Genomic DNA, 14071 nt, shown 5'->3' with positions numbered 1-14071 from the left:
CTTAACACAGGGTGCCTTTAGATGAGGGCTAACCAACCATCGGGTTCCAGTTGGAGGCGGGACTTAAAAACGTTGCCGGAGGATAAGCACGTTTAACATCGAGGGTTGAACTTGCAGAATAGAAAGAGGCCAAAAAGGAAAGGACCTCAGAATATCAACGGCGCCCTGTACTCGCCCCAGACCTCGCGGAGGACGTCGGTGACCTCGCCGAGGGTCGCGAGGTGCCTGTGGGCCTCGATGATGTAGGGCATGAGGTTCTCGTCGTCGGTTTCGGCCGCGTTCCTGAGCTTGTCGAGAGCTTCTTCGACCTTCTTGCTGTCGCGCTCACTCCTCAGCTTCTTGAGCCTTTCAATCTGCTTCTCGCGAATGCTCGGGTCAACCTTGAGTATCTCGACCTCAAGGGGCTCGTCGGTCTGGAACTTGTTGACGCCGACGATTATCCTCTTCCCTTCTTCGATTTCCTTCTGGTACTTGTAGGCGGCATCGGCAATCTCCTTCTGGATGTAACCGCGCTCTATGGCCCTCATCATTCCACCCATCTTCTGAATCTTCTCGATGTACTTCAGAGCCTCCTCGTAGATGTGGTCGGTGAGCCACTCGATGTAGTAGGAACCACCGAGCGGGTCAACGGTGTCTGCAACACCACTCTCGTAGGCGATAATCTGCTGGGTTCTCAAAGCTATTCTTACGCTCTTCTCTGTTGGGAGTGAGAGGGCCTCGTCGTAGGAGTTGGTATGCAAACTCTGGGTTCCTCCAAGAACCGCCGCGAGGGCCTGTATAGCAACCCTGACTATGTTGTTCTCCGGCTGCTGAGCGGTAAGGGTCGAACCTGCCGTCTGGGTGTGGAAGCGGAGCATCATGGAGCGCGGGTTCTTGGCGTTGAACCACTCCTTCATGATGTAGGCCCAGAGCCTTCTAGCAGCTCTGAACTTGGCAATCTCCTCGAGGAAGTTGTTGTGGGCGTTGAAGAAGAAGCTCAGCCTTGGGGCGAACTTGTCAACTTCCATGCCCCTGTCTATGACGGCCTTGACGTACTCTATACCGTCGGCCAGGGTGAAGGCAACCTCTTGGACCGCGTTGGCTCCGGCCTCTCTGATGTGGTAGCCGCTTATGCTTATCGAGTTCCACTTGGGAACCTTCTCGGCGCAGTACATTATGATGTCCGTTGTAAGGCGCATGCTCGGCTGGGGCGGGAAGATGTAGGTTCCCCTCGCTATGTACTCCTTCAGGATGTCGTTCTGAACCGTTCCGCGAAGCTTCTCCTGTGGAACGCCCTGCTCCTCGGCAACCAGAATGTACATCGCGAGCAGGTTTGCCGCTGTCGAGTTAATCGTCATGCTCGTTGAGACCTTGTCGAGCGGAATGCCGTCGAAGAGAATCCTCATGTCCCAGAGCGAATCAATGGCAACGCCGACCTTTCCGACCTCGCCTTCGGCCATCGGGTGGTCGGAGTCGTAGCCGAGCTGGGTCGGCAAATCAAAGGCGACGCTCAAACCGGTCTGCCCCTGCTCCAAAAGGTACTTGTAGCGCTTGTTGCTCTCCTCGGCGGTGGCGTAGCCCGCGTACTGCCTCATCGTCCAGAATCTGCCACGGTACATCGTTGCGTAGACACCGCGCGTGAAGGGATACTCACCCGGAAAGCCGAGCTTCTCAAGGTAGTCCCAGTCCTCGCCGAGGTCAGCGGGAGTGTAGAGCCTCTTAATCTCGAAACCATCATCGGTCATGAACTTCTCCTTTCTCTCAGGGGCCTTCTGGAGGAACGCCGTGACTGTTGTTTCCTCCCAGCGCTTCTCCTCCTCGCGGATCTTGGCGAGCTTCTCCTTATCGAAGGTCATATCAACCACCGCTTAGGATAGGGCGGGGAACTATAAAAACCTTTTACATAGCGAAAGGAAGCATTTGGCATTGGATAAAAAGTCCATCAGTCCGGGAACTCCCCTTTGACGAGGAGGAGCCACGTGGCAGAGAGCAGGCCGGAGGAGGCAACTGCAAAGGCCACCGCAGTCTTCCAGGGCGTTCCGGCCACGCTCAGGTTTCCAAAGCCTATCTTCAACATCACGAGGGCCTGATAGCCGAGGGTCAGCCTCTCGGGGTGCTCGAAGTAGGGAACCTGCGGAAGGAGGAACTGGCCGAGGAAGAGTATTCCGAACGTGGCGAGGGTTGCGTAGAGGGGCCTTCTGACGAGGACAGCCAAAAACATCGAGAGCGCCCCGAGAAAGGCCAGGATTACGGCGGTCGAAGCGAGGACCGCTCCAAAGTCAACGGCGAGGGCCTTAACCCCAGCCAAGCCCGTATGGTATGGGAGGGGAGCGTAGAGCCAGACCACCGCGTAGGGGATTCCAAAGAGTACGAGGAGTGCAGATAAACCCGCGAGGAACTTTCCGGCAAGGAACTCGCCGATTCCGATGGGCCTTGCGAGGATTAGCCTTATCGTGCCCCTGTCAATCTCCCCAGCGATTAGGTCGCTCATTATTATGACCGCTATGAGCTGGCCGATTATCCCGAGCCAGTAGTTTGGAAGCAGGTCGGCGAAGAGGCCTTCAAAGCCCTTCTTAAGCTCCTCAACCCCCGTCCCGTTCGCGTTGGGGCTGAGCAGGTAGATTACCGCAGGGAAAATCGTAACGAGGAAGAGTAGCTTGAACTTCCGCGAGCGGATTAACCTTAGAAACTCAGTCTCGAGAACCGGCGTCATTCTTCCCACCCCGCGTTGAAGCGCTTCATGAGGATTCTCTCCAGCGGACTCGTGTGGGGCTTGAAGAGCTTCAGCGCGAGGCCGTTCTCACTTATAAACTGCGGAACTTCCGTGAAGAACCTCTCCGCGAAGCGCTCGTCAAGGCGAACCCGCAGGATTCCCTCTTCCTCCCAGACCTCGCGCACGTAAACCTTGTCGCGCAGGAACTCCATCAGCAGGGCGTTGTCCGAGACGACCACGTCGTAGTCATTGCTCTCGAACCTCGTCAGGTCTTTGACGCGCCCCTGCTCTATCATCTGGCCGTCCTTGATTATGCCCACGTAGTTGCACGTCCTCTCGATTTCGCTGACTATGTGGCTCGACAGGAAGACCGTCTTCCCTGCCTTCGCCAGCTCGAGGACCTTTCCTATGAACTCTATTCGACCGATGGGGTCGAGGTTGCTGGTCGGCTCGTCGAGGATGAGCAGTTCAGGGTCGCCGATTAGGGCGGACGCGAAGGAAACCCTCTGCCTCTGCCCGCTCGAGAGCTCCCTCACCCTGTTGAAGGCGAGCCTTCCGACGCCGGTGTAGGCCATCAGCTCCCTCGCCCGTTTTATCGCTTCCTCCCTTCTGAGGCCGGAGAGCCTGCCCATATAAACCAGAAACTCGAAAACAGTCATGTCTTCGTAGGCTAAGGGTTTCTCGGGCATGTAGCCGACTTTCCTCATGATTTCAACCCTCTCGCGGGGCATCTCAAGGCCCAGAATCCTAATCTCGCCGTAGGTCGGCTTCAGCGCGCCAGTGAGCATCTTGATTGTCGTCGTCTTTCCTGCCCCGTTCGGCCCGAGGAAGCCGTAAACGACCCCCTTCGGAACCCTGAGGTCGAGATTATAAACGATGTTGCGCTTTCCGAAGAACTTGGTGAGCCTGAGGGTCTCAATGGCGTAGTCGGTCATCTTAACACCTAAATCGAAATCGAAGCGGTACTAATAAGCTTTGTGCCAGCGTATATACGGAAGTGTAGAGAATAGTTGGCACTCTGACAGAAACTTTCCCAACGTCCCTCAGTTGTTTGAACATCTTACAATGATTGCACCAAAAAACTAATATTTTTCGAACTTTATTCGAATTCTCGAAAACTTTACGGAGGTGATGGGGTGCAGACCGTGGCAAGGAGGGCCAGCTCCAAGTGGGTCACGGGATTAAGACCCAAACTGGAGGAAGCCTTCTCGCGCGGGGTCTTTGAAGGAACCCTCATCGGGAGGGCCGAGCTCAAGGGGCTTGACATGCTGGAGGTCGTCGAGATAAAGCTCGTTCCCGGAAAGCCGGAGGGACCTTCCTTCGAGGTCTCGGGTAGAATCGTGACCTTCAAGTTCCCCGTGGAGAAGGGGGATAGCCTTGACGACGTCTACTACCCCCTGATGGGCATGCTCAACAGGGTCTAAAGCTTTAAGCTCCCTCCCCAAGTTTTTCTGATGCTCGTCAAAGGTATAGGTCTCGACAGCTCGGCAAAGCTTGCCTTCCAGAGCCACGCCCACAGCGACCACTTCGTTAGCGGGGAGGTTATCTTCGCGACCAGAGCAACTAAGTTCCTCAGCCACCTCCGCAAGGGCGGGTTCTACCGCGAGGTCAGGTTCGGGAAGACCTTCTACATCGGCGACGTTAAGGCGAAGCTCTATCCAGCTGGACATATGCTCGGTTCGGCCGGAATAAAGCTCTGGCTCGAGGCCGGAACGCTCTTCTACACCGGCGATACCAAGTGGTTCAAGCTGAGAACCGCTGAAAAGAGCCGCTTCCCGAGGGCGGACTTCCTGATAATCGAGGCGACCTTCGGCGTTCCAGCTTTCACGTTCCCCTCACCGAGGGAAGCTGAGAAGAGGCTAATCGCCTTTGTCGAAGAAGCGCTTGACAGAGGAAAGAAGCCTGTTCTCTACGTGAACCAGACCGGGAAGGCGCAGGAGGTTATGAAGATACTCGACGTCCACGGGATAACCGTAAGGCCCTCGCGCGAGATGCTGAAGGTTGCCCGGGTTTACTCCAAGTTCGGGGTTCGCTTTGGCAACATCGAGAAGGATGGAGAGGTAATCCTCCGCTCCTACCGCTCGCCGAGGGTCGAGAACTCTTTGAGTTCCTGGGAGCTGACTGTTTCCGGCTTTGGAAGGCTGAAGCTCAGCAACCACGCCGACTTCTGGGAGCTGGTGAGAATAGTGGAAAAAGTCAAACCCGAAAGGGTCTTTACGGTTTACGGTTTTGCCCGGGAGTTTGCGAGGATGCTCTCGGGATTGGGATTCGGTGCGATACCCTTGAGCCCTAGCAGTATTTTGAATATTTGACGAATACCGATAAATTCTGTTGAACATACTTGTTGCGGAGGCAAAATTTAAACCGAAACCTTAATATATTCGAAATTTGTTGTTAAATATAGAAAAAATTTCGATAAAACAGGGGATTTAACTGAATGAGTTGCGGGCACGCGGCAGTGCTCCCGTGGCCAGACACCCTGCTGAAATCAGAAAAAGCTTGAGGGGGTGATACCCAAGCCCACACGGGCTTTCAACTCCTTTTTCTGCTCTTCTCCATCGAATTTTAGTCACCTTTTGTATAGTAAATCGAAAAGTTTATAAAGGGTTCCTTTTTAGTAACTATCGGTAACCAAAATAGAGGCCGTCGGGAGGTGATGCCCGATGGTCTGGAGGAGGGACCGCTACTACTGGGACCCCTTCGACATAATGAGGGAAATCCAGGAGGAGATTGACGCCATCTTCAGGGACTTCTTCAGGGGGCCGAGAATCTGGAGCTACCGCGAGCCCAGGGAGCGCTACGAGTTCACAGCCGAGACCTGGAGAGAGCCCTTCGTGGACATCTTCGACAGGGGAGACAAGTTCGTCATCACCGTTGAGCTCCCAGGAGTCAGAAAGGAGGACATCAAGCTCAGGGTTACGGAAGACACCGTTTACATCGAGGCCCAGATAAGGCGCGAGAAGGAGCTTGAGGAGGAGGGCGCGATAAGAATCGAGCGCTACTACAGCGGCTACAGGAGGGTCATCAGGCTTCCGGAGGAGGTCATTCCCGAGAAAGCCAAGGCCCGCTACAACAACGGCGTCCTCGAAATCGAGCTCCCCAAGAAGGCCCCAAAGAAGTCTGAAGGCGAGGGCTTCGAGGTTAAGATTGAGTGACCCTTTCGTTGTTTTCATTTAATTGGGTAAAATAAGGTCCTCCCAATCATCGCTCACAAAACGGAGGTGGTGTACATGAGCGAGAGGAAGGAAATCAAGCTTAAGGTTGCGTCCGCTTACCAGAGGGACGTTGGTAGGGGAATCGTCAGGATTGACAGGAACGCGATGCGCGAGCTTGGCGTTCAGCCGGGCGACATAGTCGAGATTATCGGAACCAAAAACACTGCAGCGGTCGTCTGGCCGGCTTATCCGGAGGACGAGGGACTCAACATCATAAGAATGGACGGAACCATCAGAAAGAACGCCGGAGTTGGACTCGGCGACGAGGTTACCGTGAGAAAGGCCGACGTTAAGGAGGCGAAGAAGGTCATCGTTGCTCCGACAGAGCCGATTAGATTTGGAAGGGACTTCGTCGAGTGGCTCCACAGCAGGCTCGTCGGCAGGCCCGTCGTCAGGGGAGACTACATAAAGGTAGGAATCCTCGGTCAGGAGCTCACCTTCGTCGTCACCGCAACGACTCCGGCCGGAATAGTCCAGATAACTGAATTCACAGAGTTTGAAGTCAGCGAGAAGCCCGTCAAGGAGGTCGCCAAGACTGCCACGCTCGGCGTTACCTATGAGGACATTGGTGGCCTGAAGGATGTCATCCAGAAGGTCAGGGAGATGATTGAGCTTCCGCTCAAGCACCCGGAGATATTCGAGAAGCTCGGCATCGAGCCTCCGAAGGGTGTTCTCCTCTACGGTCCACCCGGAACAGGAAAAACACTACTCGCTAAAGCCGTCGCCAACGAAGCTAACGCACACTTCATAGCCATCAACGGGCCTGAAATAATGAGCAAGTACTACGGTGAGAGTGAGGAACGCCTTAGGGAGGTCTTCAAAGAAGCGGAAGAGAACGCACCGGCGATAATCTTCATCGACGAGATTGACAGCATCGCCCCGAAGAGAGAGGAGACTCACGGTGAGGTCGAGAAGAGGGTTGTTTCGCAGCTACTCACGCTGATGGACGGTCTGAAGAGCAGGGGCAAGGTCATAGTCATCGGTGCAACCAACAGACCAGATGCCATCGACCCGGCCTTGAGGAGGCCTGGAAGGTTCGACAGGGAGATAGAGGTCGGCGTCCCGGACAAGCAGGGAAGAAAAGAAATACTCCAGATACACACCAGAGGAATGCCAATCGAGCCGGACTTCAGGAGGGACAAGGTGCTGGAGATACTCGAGAAGCTCCGCGGCGACGAGAGGTTCAGGGACGTTATAGAGGGGGCCATAGAGAAGGTCGAGAAGGCGAAGGACGAGGAGGAGATAAAGAGAGCCCTCAGGGAGCTCGACGAGAGGCTCTACGACGAGGTCAAGGCGAGGCTCATCGACGCTCTGCTGGAGGAGCTGGCCGAGATAACGCACGGATTCGTCGGTGCCGACCTTGCGGCGCTGGCAAGAGAAGCCGCAATGGCTGCACTCAGAAGGCTCATAAACGAGGGTAAGATTGACTTCGAGGCCGAGCACATACCCAGGGAAGTCCTCGAGGAGCTCAAGGTCACGAGGAAGGACTTCTATGAGGCGCTGAAGATGGTCGAGCCCTCAGCACTCAGAGAAGTCCTCATAGAAGTTCCAAACGTCCACTGGGAAGACATAGGCGGCCTCGAAGACGTCAAACAAGAACTCAGAGAAGCAGTAGAATGGCCACTCAAATACCCGGAGGCCTTCAGAGGACTCGGAATCACCCCGCCGAAGGGCATACTCCTCTACGGTCCGCCGGGAACCGGTAAAACCCTCCTCGCGAAGGCGGTAGCAAACGAGAGCGAGGCAAACTTCATTGCCATCAAGGGTCCAGAGGTGCTCAGCAAGTGGGTCGGCGAGAGCGAGAAGAACATCAGGGAGATATTCAGGAAGGCCCGCCAGGCGGCCCCAACGGTGATATTCATCGACGAGATTGACGCGATAGCTCCGCGCAGGGGAACCGACGTCAACCGCGTTACGGACAGGCTCATCAACCAGCTCCTCACCGAGATGGATGGAATCCAGGAGAACAGCGGTGTCGTTGTAATTGGTGCTACTAATAGGCCGGATATCATCGATCCGGCCCTGCTCAGGCCTGGGCGCTTTGACAGGCTGATACTCGTGCCAGCTCCGGACGAGAAGGCCAGGCTTGAGATATTCAAGGTGCACACCAGAAAGGTCCCGCTCGCGGAAGACGTGAACCTCGAGGAGCTCGCCAAGAGAACCGAGGGCTACACCGGTGCCGACATCGAGGCCGTCGTCAGAGAGGCCGCGATGCTTGCCATGAGGAGGGCGCTCCAAGAGGGCATCATCAAGCCCGGCATGAAGGCCGACGAAATCAGGAGAAAGGTCAAGGTCACCATGAAGGACTTCGAGGAGGCCCTGAAAAAGATTGGGCCGTCGGTGAGCAAGGAGACGATGGAGTACTACAGGAAGATACAGGAGCAGTTCAAGCAGTCACGCGGCTGACCGCGTGGCACCTTCACATTTTTAACTTCTTCCGTTCTATCCTCTGAGGTGGTTCGATGAGGAGGAAGCTTGGGGTTTTGGTTTTTCTTGCGGTAGTTCTGATGATGTACCTCTATCCACTCTCGATAGTCCCGCTCCTGCTCCTCGCGAGGGAGTGGGAAGAATTCCGGGAGGAATGGAGGAAGTCCACCCTTTTTATAGGACTCTCTCTGCCCCTCTACGGGGCGAAGGTCGTTCTCGGGCTTTCCGGCTGGACGAAGACACTCGGAATAACCCCAGTCCAGGCGGGGCCTGCCGTAGAGTGGGCGGTACTGCTGGCGTTTACGGCGCTCCAAACTGTGGCGGTTTACTACGTCTACCGCGTCGCGGCCGGTCTTAGGCTTCCCTACACGAGAACGGGCGGGATGATAATGGTCATCGCCGTTCCACTTCACCTGATTAGCATCATGGTTTACTTCATCCTCACGTGGACCGGGTTAATCCTCTTCCTGCTCGGTCTGGAAAGCGGAAAGGAGGTGATAGGATGATTTATGGGGTGCTCCTGAGCATACCCGAGAAGTTCGTTACAAAGTACGAGGACGAGGTAAGGAAGGCCATAGGCTACGGCATAGCTAGGGGAGACATAATAAGCTTCACCGAGGCCCGCTACAAGGGCGACGTTGCCTTCGTCATGCTCGCCCGCTCCAACAGGGCCGCCGAAAGGGTTGCAAACGAACTCAAGGAACTGCCCATAAACGTCAAGGTCATAGAGATTGAGGGGAAGAGCTGATTCCATTTTTCTTTTATTATAGGGTAAAGTTAATAAGTTCAAATCTCGAATTTTAATAGGTGGTTTCGTTGGAGTTAACGTACTGGATGCTCGTTTTCCAGGCTCTCTTCACAGCTGGGCCGCTGGCGGCAATCCTGTGGTTTCTGCTTAAAGTAAGGCCGAAGTTCCCCTCAATGCTGTCCGTTGGTCTCGTCGTTTTCTTCGGTGCCCTCGTCTTCCTCTTCGTGAACTCGATAATCGAGTTCTCGTTCTCACCTCTGACCAACCCGAATGCAACGGCAATCTCAATAGGCTACGGCTTTGAGATATCCCTAACGGAAGAAACCCTGAAGCTTCTCGTAGCGGCCCTCGGGGTGTTTATAGCCAAAGAGGAATCGGCGTGGACGGACATCAGGCTATCGCTTGCCTTTCTCTCGGGACTGACATTTGGCGTTTGGGAGGGAATCAACCACTCTCTGGTGTACGAATACCCCTCGACATGGGAACTCCTATCAATGTGGCTCTCAAGGGCGATACATCCGCTGATGACCCCCACCCTGATGGCTGGGATAATCCTTGTCCTGAAGGGTAGGAAGCTCGAGGGAGCATTAATAGGCAGCTCCCCCTACGTTACCCACGCCCTGCTCGACCACTACCTTTCGCTGGGCAACTACGTGATATCGTGTGTGCTCCTCCTGCTGGCAATAGCGGCCTTTGTGGTGGCAGTGTATCTCCTCCTCCCTGCAGTCAGGGAGGAAAAGGAGAGGCGCACAAAGTTTCAGCGTGAAGCAACTGTGAGCGTAAAAGACCACTGGCTGATGAAGATAGACGGGACTTAAAGAGGGAAGAAAATTTCTCATTCAAGTTTTTCGAGTTCGTATACCATTGCTTCTCTCCTTTTAAGCTCCCTCAGGGCCACCCGTCTGGCCTCATCGGCGGTTTCGACTTCAATCACGATTGTCTCCCCGTGGTGTTCCCCACCATGAAGGGTCAAGGCCCACCTCATGGTATCACCGCAGGGTTTTGTCATTCTGTCAAACTTTATAAGTTTAGCGGGGCCAGATTTGAACCATGAAGCTGTCAATACGACAGGAATATTTAAGCATGGTCATTGAAAGGGCCAGGAAGTCAAAGATAGAAATCTGTGGTCTCCTCTTCGGCCGAAAATCGCAGGGAGAACCCCTCGTTGAGGAGGTAGTTGGGGTTCCAAACAGCCTCGGCTCTGAGATGGGTTTCAGGATGGAACCCACGGAGGCCATCAGGGCCATTGAAAACGCTGAAAGGAAGGGTCTGGAGCTTGTGGGAATCTACCACTCCCACCTGAGGTGTCCTCCCCTGCCCAGTGAGAAAGACGCTGAGGGAAGGGTCTTAAGGAACGATAAGGTTGAGGAAGTCAGGATTAAAACCACTTAGGAACTCACAGTGTTACTCGTCCCTAATCACTATCTCTATCCTTCTGCCCTCGCGGTAACCCTTCATGGCCGAGAGCATGCCCTTTATCGTCTTCTCCACGAGCTCCTGCACCCAGTCCTTCATCGGCAGAACCTGACCGTCTATCTTGACCGTGACTTTGGGCTTCGAGCTTAAAACAACGCAGTCCTTGAGCGTTTTCTCGCCCTTGACTATCATCCTTGCCATTTCCGAGCATTTAAAGCCGCAGAGACCGCAGTCTATATTTGGCAACATAAATGCCCTTTTCTCGACGAGGTCGGCGAGCCTCTCGGGTTCCCTCGTCGCATCAATAACCGGGAGGCCGTCAATTTCCTCAACCCCCGTCGAAGCTATGACCCCGCTCACAGCTATGGCGAGGCCGTCGTTAAGCTCTCTAACGTCCTCCTCGCTCCTCGCGCATATCACCTTTGGAACGTGCTGGATTGATTTGAAACCCTCGAGGAGGAGAAAATCCGCCGAAACCATCGAGAAGAGCGCGTTTATGTCCTTAGCCTTGAAAAGCACCGCATCGGTGTCGTGCGCCCTGACGAGAACGGCATCGGCTATTTTAGAGAACCGCCAGGTGTCGCTCCCTTCTCTGTCAAAGTCCGCGTGCATGCTCTTCGCTATTGCCACGCGGTAGCCGCGCTCCTTAAGAACCCTTGCGACGGCCTCAACCGTCGTCGTCTTCCCGCTCTTCTTGAAGCCGACGAAGGCAACCCCCCTCATGCTCCCACCTCACAGCAGGGTTATCCAGTTGAGGTCGTCTATCTTGACTATCAGCTCCTTGGCCCTGTTGCCAGCGTAATCCGTGACCTCCCTGAGGAGTATGACCTCCTCATCAAAATCCTCAAGCAGCCCAGAAAAGCTCGTCTCGCTCCCAACGCCGACCGCTACCCTCTTCCCCTTCCACCGCTCCAGAGTTCTGTCGAGGAGATACTGGCCCTCCCCCATCTCCACCACCGCTCACCCTACGCCTGGGTCTTTTAATACTTTCCCGACCCAAAAGTCTTTAAGGGCTTTTCCTCTCCGTCCAATCGGTGGTGTTATGAGGCTCGTCACGAAAAGCGAGGCCGTTAAGAGGGCTTTAATCGAGGAGCTGAGGAAGGAGAGAATACTCTTTGAGATGCGCCCTAGGGAGGGTTTTGACGGCTTCGTGGGGTACGTAATAGAGGGAACCCTGAGGGAGATTGAGGAGAAGATTGAGAACCTTGAAGGGGCTGACGTTGAGGCCCTGAAGGAGGGGTTCACATCCTTTAAGGAGAGCCTGAACCACGTCCTCGAGCACCTCAAGGCGGGAGAAAAGGCCGACGAGCTCCTCAAAGAAGGACTGTGGGTGGCCGAGCTCCTCGACCAGCTCTACAAGAACGGGGCGATAGAGTACGATGGGGTAAACGTCAAGCTCAAAGAGGGAATCAACGTGGACGAGCTTAAGTTCGAGTTCAAGTTCCCCTTCAACCTCGTCCACAATCCGGAAGCTGTGGAAAAGCACGTGAAGCAGTTCGCCTTCGTTGACCTTCTCATCGAATACGAGTTTAAAATTCTGGAACTCGAAATAGCTAAGATAAACGCCCTCGGCAAGGTAGCCAGCAAGTACTTCCCGGAGGACACCCTTCTGAAGGTTTACTTCGCCCTCGTGGGCAGGGCAATCCTCGCGGAGGAGATGCTGAAGGCCCTCGGCGACAGGAAAGTTTCGGAAGAAGAGCTTGTGAAAACGTTCATGAGGGCGTCGCCGATAGCGGTGCCCACTCCAAAGGGAACTCTCGTGATAAACTACTCCAGGGATGCCCTCGAAGAAACCCTCAAGCTTCTCAAGAGGCTCGGCTACGTCGAGATAAAGGGCGGAAAGGTCAAGAAGCTCAAGGATTTGGGCTGATTTCCAATTTCTAAATTTTAGAGCCATGTAAAGCCAGAGTGGGCCTTTCTTAATCCTAATGCTCCGACATTCAAACGGCCGGTCGATTGGACAACCTTTATAAGTTTGGTCATTCAAATGACCAAAATGGTGATATTATGGTTCAACTCGATGACTTTATTTTGGAGCACCTTCTCAACACCCAAAACCTGCTCGCTCCGTACAACAAGCCCCACAGAAGGGAGCGGTATCACTGGCTCTCCTCAAAACTGAACGCGTATCTTGAAAAAGGAACTCCAGACACTGTTCTTCTGCTCGGCATAAGGGGAGTTGGGAAAACGACCCTTCTCGCCCAGCTGTACTTTGAGGCCATAAAGAGAACGAGCCCGAACAACGTCCTTTACCTCTCGCTCGACAGGCTGAAGGCCCTTGGTCTGGAACTGCTGGAGGTAATTGACGCCTACAGGCGTCTCGTTCAACCCAAGAACGCGGTGCTCCTGCTCGACGAGGTGCAGTACGAAAGGGACTGGGATTTAAAGCTCAAACTCCTCCACGATGAGAGGCGGTTTCTCATAATTGCCACCGGTTCATCGGCGATAAAGCTCAGGGAGAGCCCGGACCTTGCGAGACGGGCACTGCACAGGGAGCTGTTCCCGATGACGTTCAGGGAATACCACCTCCTTAAAACCGGTCGCGAACTTCCCGAGCTAATGGAGAAAATCCTTCGGGGACAAGAAGTTTCAATGCCCCCAATAACGGAAGATGTGGAGCTCTACGTAAGGGCCGGTTCGATGCCATTGATTCTCGAAATGGAGGAGTGGGAAGTCTACGAGCGCCTGACCGCGATGCTCGACAGGGTTATTTACCGCGACCTCAGGGACGTGCACGAGTTCGATACAGAAACACTTGACAAAACCCTTGACCTCCTCTACCTGCTTGCAACGCCAAAAGGGGAACGCTTCAGCTACGAGAGGCTCTCAAAGACTCTCGGTCTTGCCAAGGGAACCGTTATGAAGCTGATTGATGCCCTTGAGAAGACCGGCCTCGTGCAGAGGATTCCCCCTTGCGGTTCGCTCTCAAAAGCAAAGAGGAAAAGCCCGAAAATCAAGTTTATAGCGGTTCCGATAAAGTCAGCCCTGCTCTTTGGCTCCGGCTTCAGCCTGGGGAAGAAGGAGGTCTTTGCCTCGTTGCTTGAAGATGTCGTGGCGTTCTATCTGTTCCTCCTCGCAAAGTCCAGAAACGGCAAACTCTGCTACGAACCCGGCAAGGGCGGGACAGACTTCGTTCTCGAGCTGGGCGGGGAAAAGGTCGTAGTGGAAGTTGGCCTCGGCAAGGCCAGGAAAGACCAAGTTGAAAGGAGTATGGAGCGCCTGAAAGCAAAGAAGGGCATCGTATTGGGTAGCAAGTATGAAGTGGGAGATAGGATAGCGTTTTATCCCTGGCAGATGTTCGTGGTGGGGTTTTAGTCCATGAGCTCCGGAGAAAGGTACTCAATCCTCGCCCTTCCGTTTTTCTCCAGCCACTCCAGCAGTTCCTTCGCGAACTCGAACTTCCTGCGCTTGCTCTCCCAGACCGGCGAGTGCTCCTTTAGCGAGGGCTTGCTCCACTTCCCAACGGTCTCGCCGAAGTCGAAGCCGACCAGCGTTATCTCTTTGGCTCCGAGTTCCTCCGCCAGAAAAGCGGCCCTGTCACCGTCGGTGAAGCCCCCGAAGTTGTAGACTATG

The 14071-nt window shown here is 54.5% G+C and carries 16 protein-coding genes and 1 pseudogene; 10 read left to right on the top strand and 7 right to left on the bottom strand.

The annotated features are described in order from the left end of the window. Positions 1-146 precede the first annotated feature (146 nt). From MVK46_RS05955 to MVK46_RS05945, 3 genes are all read right to left on the bottom strand, one after another. Positions 147-1835, bottom strand: coding sequence for a methylmalonyl-CoA mutase family protein (locus MVK46_RS05955; RefSeq protein ID WP_297535723.1), 1689 nt, complete (start codon positions 1833-1835; stop codon positions 147-149). Between the two features lie 86 nt (positions 1836-1921). Beyond that, positions 1922-2692, bottom strand: a complete 771-nt coding sequence (locus MVK46_RS05950; protein WP_297535722.1) for an ABC transporter permease — start codon at positions 2690-2692, stop codon at positions 1922-1924. Beyond that, positions 2689-3627 (bottom strand): ABC transporter ATP-binding protein, encoded by a 939-nt coding sequence (locus MVK46_RS05945; protein ID WP_297535721.1) that lies wholly within the window; start codon positions 3625-3627, stop codon positions 2689-2691. The genes MVK46_RS05950 and MVK46_RS05945 overlap by 4 nt, the downstream gene beginning before the upstream one ends. A 201-nt stretch (positions 3628-3828) precedes the next feature. On the opposite strand from MVK46_RS05945, the gene MVK46_RS05940 reads away from it, so the two are divergent. The 7 genes from MVK46_RS05940 (at position 3829) to MVK46_RS05910 (ending at position 9900) form a co-directional block, all read left to right on the top strand. Beyond that, a complete protein-coding gene (locus MVK46_RS05940) occupies positions 3829-4116 on the top strand; it encodes a hypothetical protein (protein ID WP_297535720.1) in 288 nt (95 codons plus the stop codon). Positions 4117-4146: 30 nt separating this feature from the next. Continuing rightward, entirely contained in the window at positions 4147-5004 is an 858-nt protein-coding gene (locus MVK46_RS05935) for an MBL fold metallo-hydrolase (RefSeq protein WP_297535719.1), read from the top strand. Between the two features lie 351 nt (positions 5005-5355). Continuing rightward, on the top strand, positions 5356-5847 hold the full coding sequence (locus MVK46_RS05930; protein WP_297535718.1) for an Hsp20/alpha crystallin family protein: 492 nt from the start codon (positions 5356-5358) through the stop codon (positions 5845-5847). Between the two features lie 75 nt (positions 5848-5922). Next, a complete protein-coding gene (locus tag MVK46_RS05925) occupies positions 5923-8313 on the top strand; it encodes a CDC48 family AAA ATPase (RefSeq protein ID WP_297535717.1) in 2391 nt (796 codons plus the stop codon). 56 nt (positions 8314-8369) lie between these two features. Beyond that, a complete protein-coding gene (locus MVK46_RS05920; protein WP_297535716.1) occupies positions 8370-8840 on the top strand; it encodes a transposase in 471 nt (156 codons plus the stop codon). After that, entirely contained in the window at positions 8837-9082 is a 246-nt protein-coding gene (locus MVK46_RS05915) for a hypothetical protein (RefSeq protein ID WP_297535715.1), read from the top strand. Before MVK46_RS05920 ends, MVK46_RS05915 begins: the two co-directional genes overlap by 4 nt. A 68-nt stretch (positions 9083-9150) precedes the next feature. Then, positions 9151-9900, top strand: a complete 750-nt coding sequence (locus MVK46_RS05910) for a hypothetical protein (protein WP_297535714.1) — start codon at positions 9151-9153, stop codon at positions 9898-9900. A 17-nt stretch (positions 9901-9917) separates the two neighbouring features. Here the strand turns inward: MVK46_RS05910 and MVK46_RS05905 are convergent, their stop codons facing one another. Continuing rightward, complete coding sequence (locus tag MVK46_RS05905; RefSeq protein WP_297535713.1) at positions 9918-10067, bottom strand: hypothetical protein; 150 nt, start codon at positions 10065-10067, stop codon at positions 9918-9920. A gap of 98 nt (positions 10068-10165) precedes the next feature. Between MVK46_RS05905 and MVK46_RS05900 the strand changes: the two genes are divergently transcribed. Continuing rightward, positions 10166-10474 carry a M67 family metallopeptidase gene (locus MVK46_RS05900; protein ID WP_297535712.1) on the top strand — a complete coding sequence of 103 codons (309 nt, stop codon included), beginning with the start codon at positions 10166-10168 and terminating at the stop codon, positions 10472-10474. Between the two features lie 12 nt (positions 10475-10486). Here the strand turns inward: MVK46_RS05900 and mobB are convergent, their stop codons facing one another. Next, positions 10487-11221 (bottom strand): molybdopterin-guanine dinucleotide biosynthesis protein B, encoded by a 735-nt coding sequence (mobB, locus tag MVK46_RS05895; RefSeq protein WP_297535711.1) that lies wholly within the window; start codon positions 11219-11221, stop codon positions 10487-10489. Between the two features lie 9 nt (positions 11222-11230). Further along, positions 11231-11446, bottom strand: a complete 216-nt coding sequence (locus MVK46_RS05890) for an LSm family protein (RefSeq protein ID WP_297535741.1) — start codon at positions 11444-11446, stop codon at positions 11231-11233. A 94-nt stretch (positions 11447-11540) separates the two neighbouring features. Between MVK46_RS05890 and MVK46_RS05885 the strand changes: the two genes are divergently transcribed. Continuing rightward, positions 11541-12368 carry a hypothetical protein gene (locus MVK46_RS05885; RefSeq protein WP_297535710.1) on the top strand — a complete coding sequence of 276 codons (828 nt, stop codon included), beginning with the start codon at positions 11541-11543 and terminating at the stop codon, positions 12366-12368. 137 nt (positions 12369-12505) lie between these two features. Further along, positions 12506-13813, top strand: a complete 1308-nt coding sequence (locus MVK46_RS05880) for an ATP-binding protein (RefSeq protein ID WP_297535709.1) — start codon at positions 12506-12508, stop codon at positions 13811-13813. Here the strand turns inward: MVK46_RS05880 and MVK46_RS05875 are convergent. Then, positions 13810-14071: pseudogene (locus tag MVK46_RS05875) on the bottom strand (6-hydroxymethyl-7,8-dihydropterin pyrophosphokinase); the annotation flags it as partial. The gene MVK46_RS05880 and the pseudogene MVK46_RS05875 overlap by 4 nt on opposite strands.

It is taken from the genome of Thermococcus sp., from assembly GCF_027066465.1.
GTDB lineage: Archaea > Methanobacteriota_B > Thermococci > Thermococcales > Thermococcaceae > Thermococcus.
Note: the sequence above shows the minus strand (reverse complement) of the source record. Positions and strands in the feature narration are given on the sequence as shown.

Coding starts and splice junctions, on each gene's coding strand:
- MVK46_RS05955 (WP_297535723.1), bottom strand. CDS start 1,835: ATGACCTTCGATAAGGAGAAGCTCGCCAAGATCCGCGAGGAGGAGAAG.
- MVK46_RS05950 (WP_297535722.1), bottom strand. CDS start 2,692: ATGACGCCGGTTCTCGAGACTGAGTTTCTAAGGTTAATCCGCTCGCGG.
- MVK46_RS05945 (WP_297535721.1), bottom strand. CDS start 3,627: ATGACCGACTACGCCATTGAGACCCTCAGGCTCACCAAGTTCTTCGGA.
- MVK46_RS05935 (WP_297535719.1), top strand. CDS start 4,147: ATGCTCGTCAAAGGTATAGGTCTCGACAGCTCGGCAAAGCTTGCCTTC.
- MVK46_RS05930 (WP_297535718.1), top strand. CDS start 5,356: ATGGTCTGGAGGAGGGACCGCTACTACTGGGACCCCTTCGACATAATG.
- MVK46_RS05925 (WP_297535717.1), top strand. CDS start 5,923: ATGAGCGAGAGGAAGGAAATCAAGCTTAAGGTTGCGTCCGCTTACCAG.
- MVK46_RS05920 (WP_297535716.1), top strand. CDS start 8,370: ATGAGGAGGAAGCTTGGGGTTTTGGTTTTTCTTGCGGTAGTTCTGATG.
- MVK46_RS05915 (WP_297535715.1), top strand. CDS start 8,837: ATGATTTATGGGGTGCTCCTGAGCATACCCGAGAAGTTCGTTACAAAG.
- MVK46_RS05905 (WP_297535713.1), bottom strand. CDS start 10,067: ATGAGGTGGGCCTTGACCCTTCATGGTGGGGAACACCACGGGGAGACA.
- MVK46_RS05900 (WP_297535712.1), top strand. CDS start 10,166: ATGGTCATTGAAAGGGCCAGGAAGTCAAAGATAGAAATCTGTGGTCTC.
- mobB (WP_297535711.1), bottom strand. CDS start 11,221: ATGAGGGGGGTTGCCTTCGTCGGCTTCAAGAAGAGCGGGAAGACGACG.
- MVK46_RS05890 (WP_297535741.1), bottom strand. CDS start 11,446: ATGGGGGAGGGCCAGTATCTCCTCGACAGAACTCTGGAGCGGTGGAAG.
- MVK46_RS05885 (WP_297535710.1), top strand. CDS start 11,541: ATGAGGCTCGTCACGAAAAGCGAGGCCGTTAAGAGGGCTTTAATCGAG.
- MVK46_RS05880 (WP_297535709.1), top strand. CDS start 12,506: ATGGTTCAACTCGATGACTTTATTTTGGAGCACCTTCTCAACACCCAA.